14 protein-coding genes are annotated in these 14,798 nt (G+C 64.2%); 8 read left to right on the plus strand and 6 right to left on the minus strand.

Annotation, left to right across the window (positions count from 1 at the left end):
• Positions 1–29: 29 nt before the first annotated feature.
• On the minus strand, positions 30–1,172 hold the full coding sequence (locus tag IB267_RS07125; protein ID WP_192446975.1) for an FAD-binding oxidoreductase: 1,143 nt from the start codon (positions 1,170–1,172) through the stop codon (positions 30–32).
• A gap of 39 nt (positions 1,173–1,211) precedes the next feature.
• On the opposite strand from IB267_RS07125, the gene mnmD reads away from it, so the two are divergent.
• Both mnmD and IB267_RS07135 read left to right on the plus strand, forming a co-directional pair.
• Positions 1,212–1,928 (plus strand): tRNA (5-methylaminomethyl-2-thiouridine)(34)-methyltransferase MnmD, encoded by a 717-nt coding sequence (mnmD, locus tag IB267_RS07130; protein ID WP_192446976.1) that lies wholly within the window; start codon positions 1,212–1,214, stop codon positions 1,926–1,928.
• A gap of 165 nt (positions 1,929–2,093) precedes the next feature.
• Positions 2,094–3,680: a trimethylamine methyltransferase family protein gene (locus tag IB267_RS07135; protein WP_192446977.1), complete on the plus strand. Its 1,587-nt coding sequence runs from the start codon at positions 2,094–2,096 to the stop codon at positions 3,678–3,680.
• A gap of 54 nt (positions 3,681–3,734) precedes the next feature.
• On the opposite strand, the gene IB267_RS07140 is transcribed toward IB267_RS07135, so the two are convergent.
• Both IB267_RS07140 and IB267_RS07145 read right to left on the minus strand, forming a co-directional pair.
• A complete protein-coding gene (locus tag IB267_RS07140; protein WP_043623693.1) occupies positions 3,735–4,184 on the minus strand; it encodes a host attachment protein in 450 nt (149 codons plus the stop codon).
• Between the two features lie 127 nt (positions 4,185–4,311).
• Positions 4,312–4,986 (minus strand): YafY family protein, encoded by a 675-nt coding sequence (locus IB267_RS07145; protein ID WP_192446978.1) that lies wholly within the window; start codon positions 4,984–4,986, stop codon positions 4,312–4,314.
• A 148-nt stretch (positions 4,987–5,134) separates the two neighbouring features.
• Between IB267_RS07145 and IB267_RS07150 the strand changes: the two genes are divergently transcribed.
• The 3 genes from IB267_RS07150 to IB267_RS07160 all read left to right on the plus strand — a co-directional run bounded on the left by IB267_RS07150 (position 5,135) and on the right by IB267_RS07160 (position 8,417).
• Entirely contained in the window at positions 5,135–5,434 is a 300-nt protein-coding gene (locus tag IB267_RS07150; RefSeq protein WP_043623699.1) for a hypothetical protein, read from the plus strand.
• A gap of 37 nt (positions 5,435–5,471) precedes the next feature.
• A complete protein-coding gene (locus IB267_RS07155; protein ID WP_192446979.1) occupies positions 5,472–6,572 on the plus strand; it encodes a DNA alkylation repair protein in 1,101 nt (366 codons plus the stop codon).
• A 294-nt stretch (positions 6,573–6,866) separates the two neighbouring features.
• Complete coding sequence (locus IB267_RS07160) at positions 6,867–8,417, plus strand: DEAD/DEAH box helicase (RefSeq protein WP_192446980.1); 1,551 nt, start codon at positions 6,867–6,869, stop codon at positions 8,415–8,417.
• Positions 8,418–8,563: 146 nt separating this feature from the next.
• Here the strand turns inward: IB267_RS07160 and IB267_RS07165 are convergent, their stop codons facing one another.
• From IB267_RS07165 to IB267_RS07175, 3 genes are all read right to left on the minus strand, one after another.
• Complete coding sequence (locus IB267_RS07165; protein WP_192446981.1) at positions 8,564–9,439, minus strand: DMT family transporter; 876 nt, start codon at positions 9,437–9,439, stop codon at positions 8,564–8,566.
• Positions 9,440–9,620: 181 nt separating this feature from the next.
• A complete protein-coding gene (locus tag IB267_RS07170) occupies positions 9,621–10,076 on the minus strand; it encodes a GyrI-like domain-containing protein (RefSeq protein ID WP_246764962.1) in 456 nt (151 codons plus the stop codon).
• A gap of 78 nt (positions 10,077–10,154) precedes the next feature.
• Positions 10,155–11,024: a LysR family transcriptional regulator gene (locus tag IB267_RS07175; protein WP_192446983.1), complete on the minus strand. Its 870-nt coding sequence runs from the start codon at positions 11,022–11,024 to the stop codon at positions 10,155–10,157.
• Positions 11,025–11,104: 80 nt separating this feature from the next.
• Here IB267_RS07175 and IB267_RS07180 point away from each other — a divergent pair, with 80 nt between their 5' ends.
• The 3 genes from IB267_RS07180 (at position 11,105) to IB267_RS07190 (ending at position 14,755) form a co-directional block, all read left to right on the plus strand.
• Positions 11,105–12,184: a YeiH family protein gene (locus tag IB267_RS07180; protein ID WP_192446984.1), complete on the plus strand. Its 1,080-nt coding sequence runs from the start codon at positions 11,105–11,107 to the stop codon at positions 12,182–12,184.
• Positions 12,185–12,418: 234 nt separating this feature from the next.
• Positions 12,419–13,813, plus strand: coding sequence for a circularly permuted type 2 ATP-grasp protein (locus IB267_RS07185; protein WP_192447211.1), 1,395 nt, complete (start codon positions 12,419–12,421; stop codon positions 13,811–13,813).
• A gap of 3 nt (positions 13,814–13,816) precedes the next feature.
• Positions 13,817–14,755, plus strand: a complete 939-nt coding sequence (locus IB267_RS07190) for an alpha-E domain-containing protein (RefSeq protein ID WP_192446985.1) — start codon at positions 13,817–13,819, stop codon at positions 14,753–14,755.
• Positions 14,756–14,798: the final 43 nt, after the last annotated feature.

The following is a 14,798-nucleotide window of genomic DNA, read 5'->3' on the forward strand; positions in this document are numbered from 1 at the left end:
CGCCGGCGGGGCCTTTCGCATGTCCGGGGCTAAAGGCTTTTGTCGCGAAGTGCGGCTATGTGATTCCGGCAGAAGAAGGAATCGGGAATACCGATCGTCGGAGAACCGGCGATCTCGTCGACGACGAAACGCGCCAGCCGGTGGGCGATGCCGAAGCTCACCTTGAAGCCGCCGGTCAGGACCGAGACATTCGAATGGTCCGGATGCCGGCCAGCCATCGGCTCGCGCCCCGTTGATTTCGGGCGCAACCCCGCCCATCGCTCCACCACCTCGGCATCCGCCAGGCGCGGCGCAAGCGCCACGGCGCGCCGAAGCAGTTCATCCAGCTGGGCGTCCGTCGACAGGGGATCGGCAAAACTGTTTTCGCTGGTGCTGCCGACCGCCACATGGCCGTCGTCATGGGCGATGACGTAGACGCCGTCGGCGAAGATGACAGGAAGCGCCGGGTCGATCTCCGCCCGCAGCAGTGCCGCCTGGCCCTTGACCGCCGTGCCGCTCGTTTCCGCCAGCGGCGCTGACACGTCGTCGATCAATTGAAAGCTGCCGACACCGGCGGCGATGATGCAATGCTCAAAACCGATCCGGGTGCCGTCGTCGAGCTCCGCCCGGCCGTGCGCCGGCTCGATCCGGCGCACGCCCCGGCGTTCGTCCACATAGACGTTCGGTGCCTGCAGGAGTGCCGTGCGGAGGGCCGCAAGCATGCGACGCGGCGAGACGCGCGCGGCGAGCGTATCGAAGACCATGCCGTGCGCTGCTGCCTCAGCGCCTGGCCAGCCCTCGGGCCCCTCGTCCTTCACGTGCCAGTGGAACTGCCTGTCGGCCGCCCGCCAGTGGCTCAGTGCATCCTGCTCGTGCCGAAGGGCGATATCGCGCAGGTGAGGCTTGGCCAGCGGGATCAAGCGACCCGTCCGCCGATAGCCGGTCGACAGGCCCGTCTCCGCCTCGAGCGCCGCGATCTCTTCTTCGATCGTCACGAGGGCGTCGAACTGGAACCGCTTCTTGTCGTTCCAGCGATCGGGCATATGCGGCATGAGCGCGCCCAAAAGGCCACCGCTGGCGCCAGCGCCGATCGCCTGCTGCTCGACGAGCCGCACGGTCATGCCCCTGCGCGCGGCGCCAAGCGCGGCCCACAGCCCCATGATGCCGCCGCCGACGACCAAAAGCTCGCTCATCGATTGACCTTCTCCGGCCGGCGGATTATCGCCTTGGCCATGACAGGACCCGCAGACCCGATCGAGCCCCCGGCGCACCAGAACCTTGATTGGCACGAGGGCGATATGCCCTATTCCCGGGAGTTTGGCGATCACTTTTATTGCCGCACCGACGGGCGGCTGGAGTGCGGCCACGTCTTCCTATCGGGCAACGGCCTGCCCGACCGCTGGGTCGGCGCAGGCACCTTCCGCATCGGCGAACTCGGCTTCGGCACCGGCCTCAATTTCTGCGAAACCTGGCGTCAGTGGAAGATGACCGCGACCGCCGGCGACCGGCTGCGGTTCGTGTCCTTCGAACGTTTCCCGATGGCCGCAGAAGAGATTTCGCGCGCGCTTGACCATTGGTCGGAGATCGACACGGAGCGCCAGGCACTGGCCTCGCGCTGGCCGGCCGCGCCCGATGGCGACGTCCGGATCGACTTCGGCGACGGCGTCAGCCTCACGGTCGTCTGTGGTCCGGCACTCGAGGGCGTCGCCCGCGCTGAACAACCGTTCGACGCCTGGTACCTCGACGGCTTTGCGCCGTCGCGCAATCCCGACATGTGGTCGGAGGATCTGATGCGGCTGGTCTTCGACAAGACCACGCCCGGCGGCAGTTTCGCCACCTATGCCGCTGCCGGTTTCGTCCGCCGCAATTTGCAGGCCGCGGGCTTTGCCGTCGAAAAGCGCAAGGGTTTTGCCGGCAAGCGAGAGATGCTGCGGGGCGACCGAGCCTAGCGCTCATCTCCGTTAAACGTGTCTTGAGCGATTACGCCATCCAGCTGCAGAAATGCGTCAGGGCAAGCGATTTACTCCACAAGAGAACTGAACTGTCGCAAATGGCGGGCCATCGCCGCCTCGAATCTGCGACACACTCCCCATCGGCAACACGGTGGGTCTTTCATGAACGACGATCAGTTTCCCGATGCAGCAACCGGCGACGCAGCCTCGACTCCGCTGGAGCGCCGACGCCGCCCGGGCGGGCGCAGTGCCGAGCGTGTGCGCAGATCCCCCGGCGGCAAATATCTCAATCTTGTCAATGCGCTGGCGAAATCCACCGTCCTTTCGGATGATGCGCTTGAATCGGTACATGAGGCATCGCTGACGATCCTCGAAGAGATCGGGATGGACGTCATCCTGCCGGAGGCGCGCGAGCGGATGAAGGCTGCCGGCGCCGACGTGACACCCGGCACCGACCGGGTGCGCTTCGACCGCGGCCTGATCATGGACATGATCGCCTCGGTACCGCCAACCTTCACCATGCATGCCCGCAACCCGGCCCGCAATGTCGCCATCGGCGGCAACAATCTCGTCTTCGCCCAGATCGCGAGCGCTCCCTTCGTCGCCGACCGCGACGGCGGCCGCCGCACCGGCAACCAGGAGGACTACCGCAAGCTCGTGAAGCTCGCGCAATCCTATGACATCGTCCACACGACCGGCGGCTATCCGGTCGAGCCGGTCGACATCCATGCCTCGGTGCGCCACCTCGATTGCCTCTCCGACATGGTGAAGCTCACCGACAAGGTGTTCCACGTCTATTCGCTCGGCAAGCAGCGCAACACCGACGGCATCGAGATCGCCCGCATCGGCCGCGGCATCTCGATGGAGCAGATGGAACGCGAGCCCTCGCTCTTCACCATCATCAACACCTCCTCGCCGCTCCGGCTCGACGGGCCGATGCTGCAGGGCATCATCGAGATGTCTTCGCGCAACCAGGTGGTCGTGGTCACGCCCTTCACGCTCGCCGGCGCCATGGCCCCGGTGACGATCGCCGGTGCGCTGGTGCAGCAGAACGCCGAGGCGCTCTGCGGCATCGCCTTTACCCAAATGGTCCGGCGCGGGGCGCCGGTCATGTATGGCGGCTTCACCTCCAACGTCGACATGAAGACCGGCGCACCCGCCTTCGGCACGCCGGAATACATGAAGGCGGTGGTCGCCGGCGGCCAGCTCGCTCGCCGCTACAACATCCCCTACCGCACCTCGAACACCAACGCCGCCAATACGCTGGACGCTCAAGCGGCTTACGAATCCGCCATGTCGCTCTGGGCGTTGACGCAAGGGGGCGGCAACTTCGTCATGCACGCCGCCGGTTGGACCGAAGGCGGGCTCACGGCCTCCTTCGAGAAATTCATCCTCGACGTCGACATGCTGCAGATGGTGGCGGAATACCTGACCCCGCTCGATGTCAGCGAGGATGCGCTCGGGCTCGACGCCGTGCGCGATGTCGGTCCCGGCGGCCATTACTTCGGCACGCTGCACACGCTGCAACGCTACGAGACCGCCTTTTATTCACCGATCCTGTCGGACTGGCGCAACTTCGAAACCTGGACCGAAGCCGGGCGACCGACAACCTACGACCATGCCAACCGGATCTTCAAACAGAAGCTCAACGAATATCAGCGCCCGCCGCTCGATCCCGCGATCGAGGAGGAACTCGATGCCTTCGTCGCCAAGCGCAAGACGGAAGGCGGTGTCCCGACCGATTTCTGACGGGACGCCTTGGATGTACCGGAAAACGTTACGAAGCCCGGCTGCGGCCGAGCTTTAAGGGAACACTGCGGCCCGTGCCGTTGCGATCAGTTGTTCGGTGGTGGCAGCCACGCAATTGCGGTCGATCTCGGCGACTGTCCGTTCGCGGACATGGGCGGAAAGCTGCTTGCGCAGATCGCCAAGCGTCCGGGGTGCCGCACAGATCACCAGGCTGTCGAAGGCCTGGTTGGCGGCATAACTTTCGAGCCTTCCGGCCACATCAGCAACAAAGCGCTGCTGCTCCTCACGAACGGGATCGCTCTTGTATTCCATGGCCGAGCGCCCGTGTCCGACGGACGAATGCGACCGACCGGGCTTGTCCGCCATGATGTCCTGAACGCGCTTCGGTTCGGTGTGAAAGGTCTCCTCCTCCGGCCGCTGGCGCTCTTCCTTCAACAGGTTCACGCCCTTGACGATGCGCGCGGTGTTGCCATCCGCGGCCAGTATCCAAGTCCGGTTCTGCACGATTGTCTCCCAGTGAAAGGTGTGGATCGCGAAGGGTCATGAAGACCCTGTAAAGGAAACGAACGAGGGGCGATCCGGTTCCATCGAAAGGTGGCGACGATGCTGATTGTTTGGCCGGGTGCGCCGATCACATCCGCGCGATATAGGCTTCGAAGCTGCGCTCCGGCATCACCTCGTAGCGTTCGCGCTGGACGTGAAGCGCGCTGATCCTGTCGACCCGGAAATCGCGGAAATCCGACCTCAGTTCGCACCAGCCCGTCAGCAGCCAGAAATGCCCGAAGACGCTGAGACCGAGCGGCCAGATGATGCGCTCGGAATGTTCGTCCTTGAGGCTGTCATAGACCAGGCGAAGCTTGCGGCGCCCGGCGATCGCCAGGCGGATCTCGCCGAGCAGCGCCGGCGGTTCCGGCTGTAGCGACGAGCGGAAGGCGCGAAGCGGTGCTGCCGTCAGCCGCTGTCGATGTTCGGGCGGCAGACCATGGGCGATTTTCTCCATCGCCTCGCGCGCCGCCTGGGCGAGCCTTTCGTCGCCGAGCATCTGCACGGCCCGCGCGCCGAAGGCGAGCGCTTCCAACTGCTCGAAGGTAAAGGCAAGCGGCGGCGCATCGAAGGCGCCGCGCAGGAGATAGCCGACGCCGCGTTCGCCGTCGATCGGCGCGCCTGAGGCGATCAGGTGCTCCATGTCGCGATAGATGGTTCGCTGGGCGACCTCCATCTTCTCGGCGATCTCGCGCGCCGTCATCACCCGGCCGCTCGCGCGCAGGAGCTGGATGATGCGAAACAGCCGGTCGGCGGGTCTCATGTCTGGCCTCCCAACGGCAAGACGCCGTTGACGTATCAAAGGGCTACCGCGCGCCTTGTCTGTCCACAAGCACGGCTCCGTCGGTAATGGCCATAAGGCTGTCAGTTGTCCTGTGTTAAATCAAGCGGCAACTCACAGGGAGCATCTCATGACCAGCGATCACATCCTCGAACTTGCCGTCTGCATCGTCACCGACAGGCCGGCCGCGACGGCCACGCGCCAGCGCGCCATGCAGGCGGTTTCACGCTATCCGGGCTTCGTCTCCTGGCGCGCGGTCGATTCCTGTGAGACTTCGGGCATGTTCGCCGACCTGGTCGAATGGGAAACGCTGGAGGCTGCGAAATCGGCCGGCGAGCGCGTCCGGGTCGACCCTGAGTTCGCACCTTACGCAGCGACCATCAGCGCGGTAATGCTGGTGCAGCATTTTAGCGGCGGCCAGAGGATCTGACCGGCCCGGAACGAGACGAACAAAGGACTGCCGCGCGATGGCCGAACCACTGAAGAACCTGCTGCACCCCGGTGTCGTCGTCGCCATCGCCGATGCGCTCGGACATAATGCGGGAACCTTCGATCGCAGGAAGTTCATGGCGCTTGCGGGCGACGGCCTGGAGGCGCTGGAGCTGATGCAGCGCTCGCTGCAGATCCGCGACGCGCTGGTCGAGACGCTGCCGCAGGCATTTCCGGAGGCTGCCGCCATCCTCGACGCCTGCCTTCCCCGTGACGACGCCGAGGGCATCAGCGGCTGGTCGCTACTGCCCGTCAGCCAATACGTCGCCTTGCGCGGCCTCGACGACTTCGACCTTTCGCTATCGCTGCTGCGCGCGCTGACGCCGCATTTCACAGCCGAGTTCGGCATCCGCGTCTTCATCGATCGCGACCAGGAGCGCGCCCTTGCGACGATCCGCGGCTGGACGAAGGACCCCAACCATCACGTCCGTCGATTGGCGAGCGAAGGCACCCGCCCGCGCCTGCCCTGGGCGATGCGGCTGCCGCAGCTCATTCGCGATCCGCAGCCGATCCTGCCGATCCTGACCGCCCTCCTCGACGACCCCGAGGACTATGTGCGCCGCTCGGTTGCCAACAGCCTCAACGACATCGCCAAGGACCATCCGGACCTGGTGGCCGCTTTCGTCGCCGAACATATCGGCGACGCATCGCCGGAGCGCCGCCAGCTTCTCCGCCACGCCTCACGCACGCTTTTGAAGCAGGGCCACGTGGACGCGCTCGGCAATTTCGGTTTTGCGCCCCCGGCCGGCATCAATGCCCGCTTTTCGCTCGATCGTTCGGACATCGTGCTCGGCGAAAGCCTCGGCCTGCGTCTGGCCGTCAGCCATGACGCCGAGACGAGCCAGAAAGTGATGATCGACTACGCCGTGCACCACCGCAAGGCAAACGGCGCAACCTCGCCGAAGGTGTTCAAGTGGACGTCGGCGACGCTTGCCCCCGGCGCCTCGATCGAGATCGAGAAACGCCATGCGATCCGGCCGATCACCACCCGCCGTTATTACCCCGGCACCCACCGGATCGTCATCCTCGTCAACGGCCAGGAAGCGGCGGAAGCGGGCTTCGATCTCGCGCTTGAGTAGATCTCATTTCGCACCTGCGAAAAGATGGACCTTGACTTTTTCGTCCAAACCAACGACATGGTGCCCAGCGTCACCTTCCGGCCGCCGCGTGAGCGCGCCCTCGGCAGACATAGAAAGCCGTGAAGAAGGATAGCGCACATATCACCGCAATAGGCGGCACAGCACAGGCGCTTGACGACTTAATTCAACCCACAAGTTCCCAATTCACGCGGGGTTCTTGACGCCGAACGACACCGGAACAGCAAGAACGCGGTTCCGGCGAATGCGTTTGGCGCCCCCAAAAGGTATATGCATTTGTCCACCTTTAAAGATCTCGGCCTCTCCGAGCACATTCTGGAAACCTTGTCTGCCAACGGCTTCGAAAAGCCGACCCCGATCCAGGCTCAGGCGATCCCGCTGGTGCTGAAGGGCAACGATCTCATCGGTCTCGCCCAGACCGGCACCGGCAAGACGGCCGCCTTCGGCCTGCCGATGATCGAGAAGCTCGTTGCCGAAGGCAAGCGCCCCGATCCGCGCAACATTCGCGCCCTGGTTCTGGCGCCGACCCGCGAACTGGTCAACCAGATCGCCGCCAACCTCAAGCTGTTCGTCAAGAAGTCGCCGCTGAAGATCGGCGTCGTCGTCGGCGGCGTCTCGATCAACAAGCAGACCGAACAACTCGCCCGCGGCGTCGACATCCTGGTCGCAACGCCGGGCCGCCTGCTCGACCTCGTCGCCCGTAAGGCGGTGACGCTGACGCAGGGCCGCTACCTGGTGCTCGACGAAGCCGACCAGATGCTCGACCTCGGCTTCATCCACGACCTGCGCAAGATCTCCAAGCTGGTGCCGAAGAACCGCCAGACGCTGCTCTTCTCGGCCACCATGCCGAAGCAGATCGCCGAGCTTGCTGGCGAGTACCTGACCAACCCGGTCAAGGTCGAAGTCACGCCTCCGGGCAAGGCTGCCGACAAGGTCGAACAATACGTTCACTTCGTTCCCGGCAAGGACCTGAAGACGACCATCCTCAAGAAGACGCTGACAGAGAACCCGGACGGCCTGTCGCTGATCTTCAGCCGCACCAAGCACGGCGCCGAGAAGCTGATGAAGCATCTCGACCACGTCGGCTTCAAGGCCGCCTCGATCCACGGCAACAAGAGCCAGGGCCAGCGCGAGCGCGCGCTCAAGGCCTTCCGTGACGGCGAGATCCGTGTGCTGGTCGCGACCGACGTCGCCGCCCGCGGCATCGATATCCCCGGCGTTACCCACGTTTACAACTACGACCTGCCGGAAGTGCCGGATGCCTATGTTCACCGCATCGGCCGCACCGCGCGCGCCGGCCGCGACGGCATCGCCATCGCCTTCTGCGCGCCGGACGAAATCCGCCTGCTGCGCGATATCGAGAAGCTGATGGGCATCAACATTGCCGTTGCCAGCGGCGAGGCTCCCGCCGACCAGGCGCGTCCGGCCAAGGGCCGCGGCGGCCGAGGCAACAACGGCGCCGGCCACCGCAAGGGCAATGGCGGCGGTCATCACCAGAACGGCGGCCGTCCGCCGCGTCGCGAGCGCCCGGCCGGCGAGCCGGTTGCAGCCACCAGCGGCTTTACCGGCGATGACCTTTTGCGCGACGAGCGCCGCCCGCAGCGCCAGGAGCGCCGCGATCACGGCCATCCGCAGACCGACGGCCGTGGCGAAGGCAACCGCAACCACGAAGGCAAGAAGCACCACGGACGTCCCGGCCAGAAGCAGGGCGACCGTCGTGACCGCAACCAGGGCGGCCGCAACGAAAACCGTGGTGGTGGCGAGCGTCGCGAAGGCGGCCAGGGCCAGCGTCGGGGCAATGGCGGCAATCGCGGCCACCAGGGCTGACCGAGGCGCGCCGCGCCGATCAGGCACGCAAAGCCATCGTAGTACTTAGAAATATGAACGGCGGGTCGCTTCGGCCCGCCGTTTTCGTTTTGGGCTGTTCGCCTGTCGCCATCGCAAAACCGCTGCACGCGCTCGCACGTCGTGCGTCACGCCTGCTTGCGGTTGGTCAGATAGACGCCGGCAACGGCAATGATGGTGCCGATGACCATCGGCAGCGTCAGCGCTTCGTCGAAGAAGAGCCACGCCTGCACGGCGGCGAGCGGCGGCACGAGATAGATCAACGACGCTGCGCGCGACACCTGCCCGCGACGGATCAGATAAAGCAGCAGCGCGATCGCCCCCATCGAGAGCCCGAGAACCGACCAGGCAAGCGCCAGAACCACCTGGAGGTTCCAGGTCACGTGCAGGTCTTCCAGCATCAGCGCCAGCGGAATCGTCACGATCAGCGCGCCGAGATATTGCAGCGCTGCGATGGTGCGGATGTCGCCGCTCTGGAGATGGCGCTTCTGGTAGAGCGTGCCATAGGTGACGGCACCCATGCCGAGCACGTTGATGATCACAGGCAGAAAGCGGATCGGCGTCGCACCCGTGTCGATCGCCAGCACCTTCGGCAGGACGGCAAGAGCAATGCCGAAGAAGCCGAGCACCAGCCCAAGCTTCTGCTGCACGCTCAGCCGCTCGTCGATGACGAAGGCTGCGGCAACCGCGGTCATCAGCGGCTGAAGGCCGGCGATGATGCCGGAAATGCCGGCCGGCACGCCTTCGCCGATCGCCCACCAGACCGACCCGAGATAGAGCCCGTGAAGGAACATGCCGGACAGGATCGCATGACCGGCCATTTTCCAGGACTTCGGCCACTGCGCGCCGGTGACGACGCAGAAGAGGATGAAGAGCGCGATCGCCAGCGTGTAGCGCAACACGAGAAAGGTCAGCGGATCTGCGTAGACCGCAGCGTATTTCGCCACGACCCAGCCGGTGGACCAGAGCAGAACGAAGATGGCGGGAGCCAGACGGGCGAGCATGGTGAGCCTATCGGAATGACGGCGGCAGGCGGAAAGCATGAGCCGCCCTCGCTGAAGCGCGCCTGGCCGCCGTAACGCTTTGATCTGCCGCTGATTTCGCGCTCAAATCCTCTGATTTAAGCACTCATGCAAGTATCCGCGCCGGTATTGATGGTCAAAGCAATTTTTCTGATGGGAAGCATCAGCCAATCGGAACCATCAGCCTGAGCGAGGATAGCGACAGCGAGACGAAACCGGGATCGTACTCCTCGCGATAGTGCAGCAAGGCGGTATCGATCGCATGGCCTTCGGCCGCGATCCAGTCGAACATTCTCTGGTAATGGGCAAAGACGTCGCCGCTGTCAGGGTGATGCAGGGCCGTAACGAAGCGCATGGCCGGCAGGTCGACATGGCCGGGGTGCACGGTCGTCTCGGCCTTGTCGGAGACATAGCCGACGAGATAGCGAAAGCCATCCGGACGATCGTTCCAGGAGATGCCGACCAATGCCGTATGGTCGCCGGGATGAAGATGCTGGTGATGCCCCTGCATTTCGGCGATCAGCCGGCGCACGGCGCCATCGGCCGCCTCGACGAAGGTTCCCTCCCAGAACGACCCGGAAATACGCTGTGCGGATCTCTCGACGATTTCGAACGCCATGGTCACCTCTTTGTACGGGCAATCCCGCAAACATTGGCAGGCTTTCGCCGCCATCGCAGGAGAGAAACGGACCTGCTCTCAAAGCAGTTCCACGAAGGCGCGTGCCGCGCGGCTGAACTGCCTCTCGCGATGCGTCAAAAGTTCGAAGCTGCGCTCGGCCAGTTCGAACGGCAGCTCCACCAGCCGGCCGCTATCGACGAAGGGTTGTGCGGCAAGCCGGGAAACGGCTGTGACGAACGGACCGCTTTCGACCGCCGTCAGCACCGCCTCGTTCGAAGGCAGCTCAAGCTCGACCCTGAGCCGATCGACATCGGCACCATGATCATTCATCGATTGCAGGAACATTGCCCGCGTGCCGGAGCCTTCCTCGCGCAGCACCCAGCGCGCAGAAAGCAGCATTTCCAGATTAACCGCGCCACCGACGAACGCGTGGCCAGGCGCGGCATAGACGGCGATGCGATCGACGGCGACGCGGCGATGGTCGAGCTTGGCGCCCTCCACGCGCCCCTCGACGAAGCCGAGCTGCGCCGTCCCTTCCTCCACGGCCTCGGCGACGACCGCCGTGTTGCGCACGGTGAGCTTCACGTCGACCTGCGGATAGTCGTGGGTGAAGCGGGCAAGCCGCGACGGCAGCCAATAGCTCGCAACCGTCTGGCTCGCCGCAATCGACAGTTCGCCACGGCGAAGCTCGGAGAGATCGCGAAGGCAGGCGGTGGCCGCGGCTGCCCGGGCAAGCACCGCTTTTGCCTCCGGCAGGAAGATCTTGCCGGCATCGGTCAGCGTCAGGCCGCGGCCAACGCGATCGAACAACCGGACATCGTGCTGGGTTTCAAGCGCTGCGATCGCCGCACTTGCGGCCGACTGCGTGACGTTCATCGCCTCGGCGGCTTTGGTCATGTGCAGCCGCTCGGCGACCGCGACGAAGATTTTAAGCTGATCGAGTGTCATGGTAGATCAATCTCAAAAATCGATCAGAATGACAAGAATAATCCGTTAGACTGATTCATGGATGAGCGTAGGTTGCGCCCATGTCCAGATCGCATCCCCCATTTCGCTCCCATTTTTCCTCAGCCGCCTCCCGCCTGACGCGCATTCTCCCGGGCCTTTTCCTCTGCTGCCTCGTCGCCCTTGCGGCCATCGGCCTCGAATGGATCGAGCGGCGCTGGACCGGCCGCGCCTGGCTAGAAGCCCTCGTTCTCGCAATCCTTCTCGGCGCTATCGTCCGCACCCTCTGGACGCCCGGCGCGCGCTTCCTTTCCGGTATTCACTTCTCGGCGAAGATCCTGCTGGAGACGGCGATCGTGCTGATCGGCGCGATGCTGAGCTTCGACGCGATCGCCAAAAGCGGGCCGACCTTGCTCGTCACCATCGTCGTGATGGTCCTCCTGTCGATTTCCACCGGTTACGTGATCGCGCGATTGCTTGGCCTGCCGAAACGTCTGGCGACTTTGATTGCCTGCGGCAACGCCATATGCGGCAACTCGGCGATCGCGGCCGTCGCACCGGCGATCGGTGCCCGCGGCGAGGAGGTCGCAGCCGCAATCTCCTTTACCGCCATCCTCGGCATCGCCGTCGTCCTGTCGCTGCCCTTCATCGGCGGCTGGCTCGGCATGACGCCCCAGGGCTACGGCGTCTTTGCCGGCATGACCGTCTATGCCGTGCCACAAGTCCTGGCCGCCGCCAGCCCCTTCAGCCCGCTCTCGGTCCAGGTCGGCACGCTCGTCAAGCTCGTGCGCGTGCTGATGCTCGGCCCCGTCGTCTTCTGCTTCTCGCTGATCGGCAGCCGCGATGAGGAGGCGGAATGCAAAGCGCCCGGACAACGCAAGTCGCCTCTCGCCACGATCCTCCACTTCGTTCCCTGGTTCATCCTGGGTTTCGTGGCTGTCGCCATCGCCCGCAACAGTGGCGCAATCTCCGACACGCTCGCGACCGACGCCGTGACGGTCTCCACCTGGCTGACCGTCATCGCCATGGCCGCCCTCGGCCTTGAGGTCGACATCCGCGCGCTTGCCCATTGCGGGCCGCGTGCAAGCGCTGCCGCCACGCTGTCGCTGCTGGTGCTCTGTGTTCTTGCGGTGCTCGCCATCGTCTGCATGGGCCTCGGCTAGCTTCGGCGCCCGCGTCCAAATTTAGAGCACGTGCATATTTCTTGCCCACCCGGTCGCAACCGCTTTCGGCGACCGGATGCGGCTGCCTTGCCGTTGTGCAGATTTTCCCGCGAACGGGCGCTTCTGGCGGGGTCAACTTTCTTTTCGGGCGACTGAGCACGCTTCTTGCATTGCAACCAGCCTTGTACTCAAATGGTCAAAAATAAGGGGACCACGCCTTTGGCATTTGACGAAATGATGAATGCGGACAGCAGCCCGCGCCAGCCATATTCGACCTATCATGATTGGTATGCCAGCCAGGACAGAAATCGGCTCATAGCGAAATCCAAGGACGCCGAGAACATCTTCCGGAAAACCGGCATTACCTTCGCGGTTTACGGACACGCAGACAGCTCCGAAAAACTCATCCCCTTCGACCTCATCCCCCGCATCATCTCCGGCCGCGAATGGCGCAAGCTCGCCCAGGGCATCGAACAGCGGGTCATCGCACTCAACGCCTTCCTCGACGACATCTACCACAAGCAGGAAATCATCCGCGCCGGCCGCATCCCGCGCGAACTGATCGAGAAGAACGAAGCCTTTCTGCCGCAGATGATCGGCTTCCGGCCGCCGGGCGGCGTCTACACCCACATCGTCGGCACCGACATCGTCAGAACCGGCGAAGACCAGTTCTACGTTCTCGAAGACAATGCGCGCACCCCGTCCGGCGTCAGCTACATGCTGGAAAACCGCGAAACGATGATGCAGATGTTCCCGGAACTCTTCCATCAGAACCGCGTGCGCCCGGTCGAGAACTACCCCAATCTGCTGCGCCAGAGCCTCTCGTCGCTCGCCCCCCCCGGCTGCAGCGGCAAACCGCGCGTGGCGGTGCTGACGCCCGGCATCTACAATTCCGCCTACTATGAGCACGCATTCCTCGCCGACCAGATGGGTGTGGAGCTCGTCGAAGGATCGGACCTGCGGGTGATCGACGGCAAGGTGAAGATGCGCACCACCCGCGGCTACGAGGCGATCGACGTGCTCTACCGCCGCGTCGATGACGACTTCCTCGACCCACTCACCTTCCGACCGGATTCCGCCCTCGGCATCCCCGGCATCATGGACGTCTACCGCGCCGGCAACATCACCATTGCCAACGCGCCCGGCACCGGAATTTCCGACGACAAAGCGATCTATTCCTACATGCCCGAGATCGTCGAGTTCTATACCGGCCGCAAGCCGCTGTTGGAAAACGTGCCGACCTGGCGCTGTTCCGAGCCGCAGAGCCTGAAATACGTGCTCGAGCATCTGGAAGAGCTGGTGGTCAAGGAGGTCCACGGCTCAGGCGGCTACGGCATGCTGGTAGGCCCGACGGCGACCAGGAAGGAACGCGCCGTCTTCGCCGAGAAGCTGAAAGCCCGCCCGACCAATTACATCGCCCAGCCGACGCTTTCCCTTTCCACCGTGCCGATCCTCGTCAACAAGGGCATCGCGCCCCGGCACGTCGACCTTCGCCCCTATGTCCTCGTCTCCGACAAGGTCCAGATCATCCCCGGCGGCCTGACGCGCGTGGCGCTGAAAGCCGGTTCGCTCGTCGTGAATTCCAGCCAGGGTGGCGGGACCAAGGACACCTGGGTGCTGGAGGACTGAGAGATGCTGGGAAGAACTGCAAACGGCCTCTACTGGATGTTCCGCTATATCGAACGCGCCGAAAACAGCGCCCGGCTGATCGATGCCGGCCTGCGCATGGCGCTGACCCGCAGCGAGGCAACGGAGGGCGACTGGGACGGAGTGCTGCAAAGTGCGGGCGTGCGCGAACTTTATGACGAGGTGCACGAGACGCTGACAAGCATCGACGCGATCGACTTCCTGCTGCGCGACCGGGCCAATCCCTCAAGCGTGATGTCCTGCATCGAGGCGGGCCGTCACAATGCCCGCATGGTGCGCACGGCGCTGACGCGCGAAACCTGGGAAGCCACCAACGAGTGCTATCTCGAGATGAGGGCAATGCTGTCGAAGAAGGCGCGCCCGACGGACATGCCGGAGATCATCGACACGATCAAGCGCCGCGCCGGCCTCATCCGTGGCGCCTTCCACGGCACCATGCTTCGAAACGAGATCTTCAATTTCTCGCGCATCGGCACCTTCATCGAACGGGCCGACAACACCGCCCGCATTCTCGACGTGAAGTACTACGTGCTTCTGCCGGCGGTCGCAGCCGTCGGCTCGTCGATGGACAATGTGCAATGGGAATCGATCCTGCGCTCGGTCTCGGCGCATCGCGCCTATGGCTGGGTCTATGACGCCGAACTTCGCCCCGCCAACATCGCCGACTTCCTGATATCGAACGGCCGCATGCCGCGCTCGCTCGCCTATTGCTACGAGAAGATCGCCAGCAACCTCGGCTATCTCGAGCGGGAGTATGGCGAACGCCATGCCGCCCACGAGACGGCCGACCGGACGCTTGCGTCGCTGCGCAGCCAGTCGATCAAGGACATCATGGATCAGGGGCTGCATGAATATCTCGAAGAGTTCATCAGCCACAACAACCGCCTGGGACAGGAAATCTCCGACGGCTACCGATTCTACTAGAGCAGTTCCAGCGAAAGTGTGACGCCGTTTCGCGTTTGGAATG

Source organism: Ensifer sp. ENS09, assembly GCF_014852425.1.
Taxonomy (GTDB): Bacteria; Pseudomonadota; Alphaproteobacteria; order Rhizobiales; family Rhizobiaceae; genus Ensifer.

Coding starts and splice junctions, on each gene's coding strand:
- IB267_RS07135 (WP_192446977.1), top strand. CDS start 2,094: ATGAACGACGATCAGTTTCCCGATGCAGCAACCGGCGACGCAGCCTCG.
- IB267_RS07145 (WP_192446978.1), bottom strand. CDS start 4,986: ATGAGACCCGCCGACCGGCTGTTTCGCATCATCCAGCTCCTGCGCGCG.
- IB267_RS07165 (WP_192446981.1), bottom strand. CDS start 9,439: ATGCTCGCCCGTCTGGCTCCCGCCATCTTCGTTCTGCTCTGGTCCACC.
- IB267_RS07175 (WP_192446983.1), bottom strand. CDS start 11,024: ATGACACTCGATCAGCTTAAAATCTTCGTCGCGGTCGCCGAGCGGCTG.
- IB267_RS07150 (WP_043623699.1), top strand. CDS start 5,135: ATGACCAGCGATCACATCCTCGAACTTGCCGTCTGCATCGTCACCGAC.
- IB267_RS07125 (WP_192446975.1), bottom strand. CDS start 1,172: ATGAGCGAGCTTTTGGTCGTCGGCGGCGGCATCATGGGGCTGTGGGCC.
- IB267_RS07190 (WP_192446985.1), top strand. CDS start 13,817: ATGCTGGGAAGAACTGCAAACGGCCTCTACTGGATGTTCCGCTATATC.
- IB267_RS07185 (WP_192447211.1), top strand. CDS start 12,419: ATGATGAATGCGGACAGCAGCCCGCGCCAGCCATATTCGACCTATCAT.
- IB267_RS07180 (WP_192446984.1), top strand. CDS start 11,105: ATGTCCAGATCGCATCCCCCATTTCGCTCCCATTTTTCCTCAGCCGCC.
- mnmD (WP_192446976.1), top strand. CDS start 1,212: ATGACAGGACCCGCAGACCCGATCGAGCCCCCGGCGCACCAGAACCTT.
- IB267_RS07170 (WP_246764962.1), bottom strand. CDS start 10,076: ATGGCGTTCGAAATCGTCGAGAGATCCGCACAGCGTATTTCCGGGTCG.
- IB267_RS07155 (WP_192446979.1), top strand. CDS start 5,472: ATGGCCGAACCACTGAAGAACCTGCTGCACCCCGGTGTCGTCGTCGCC.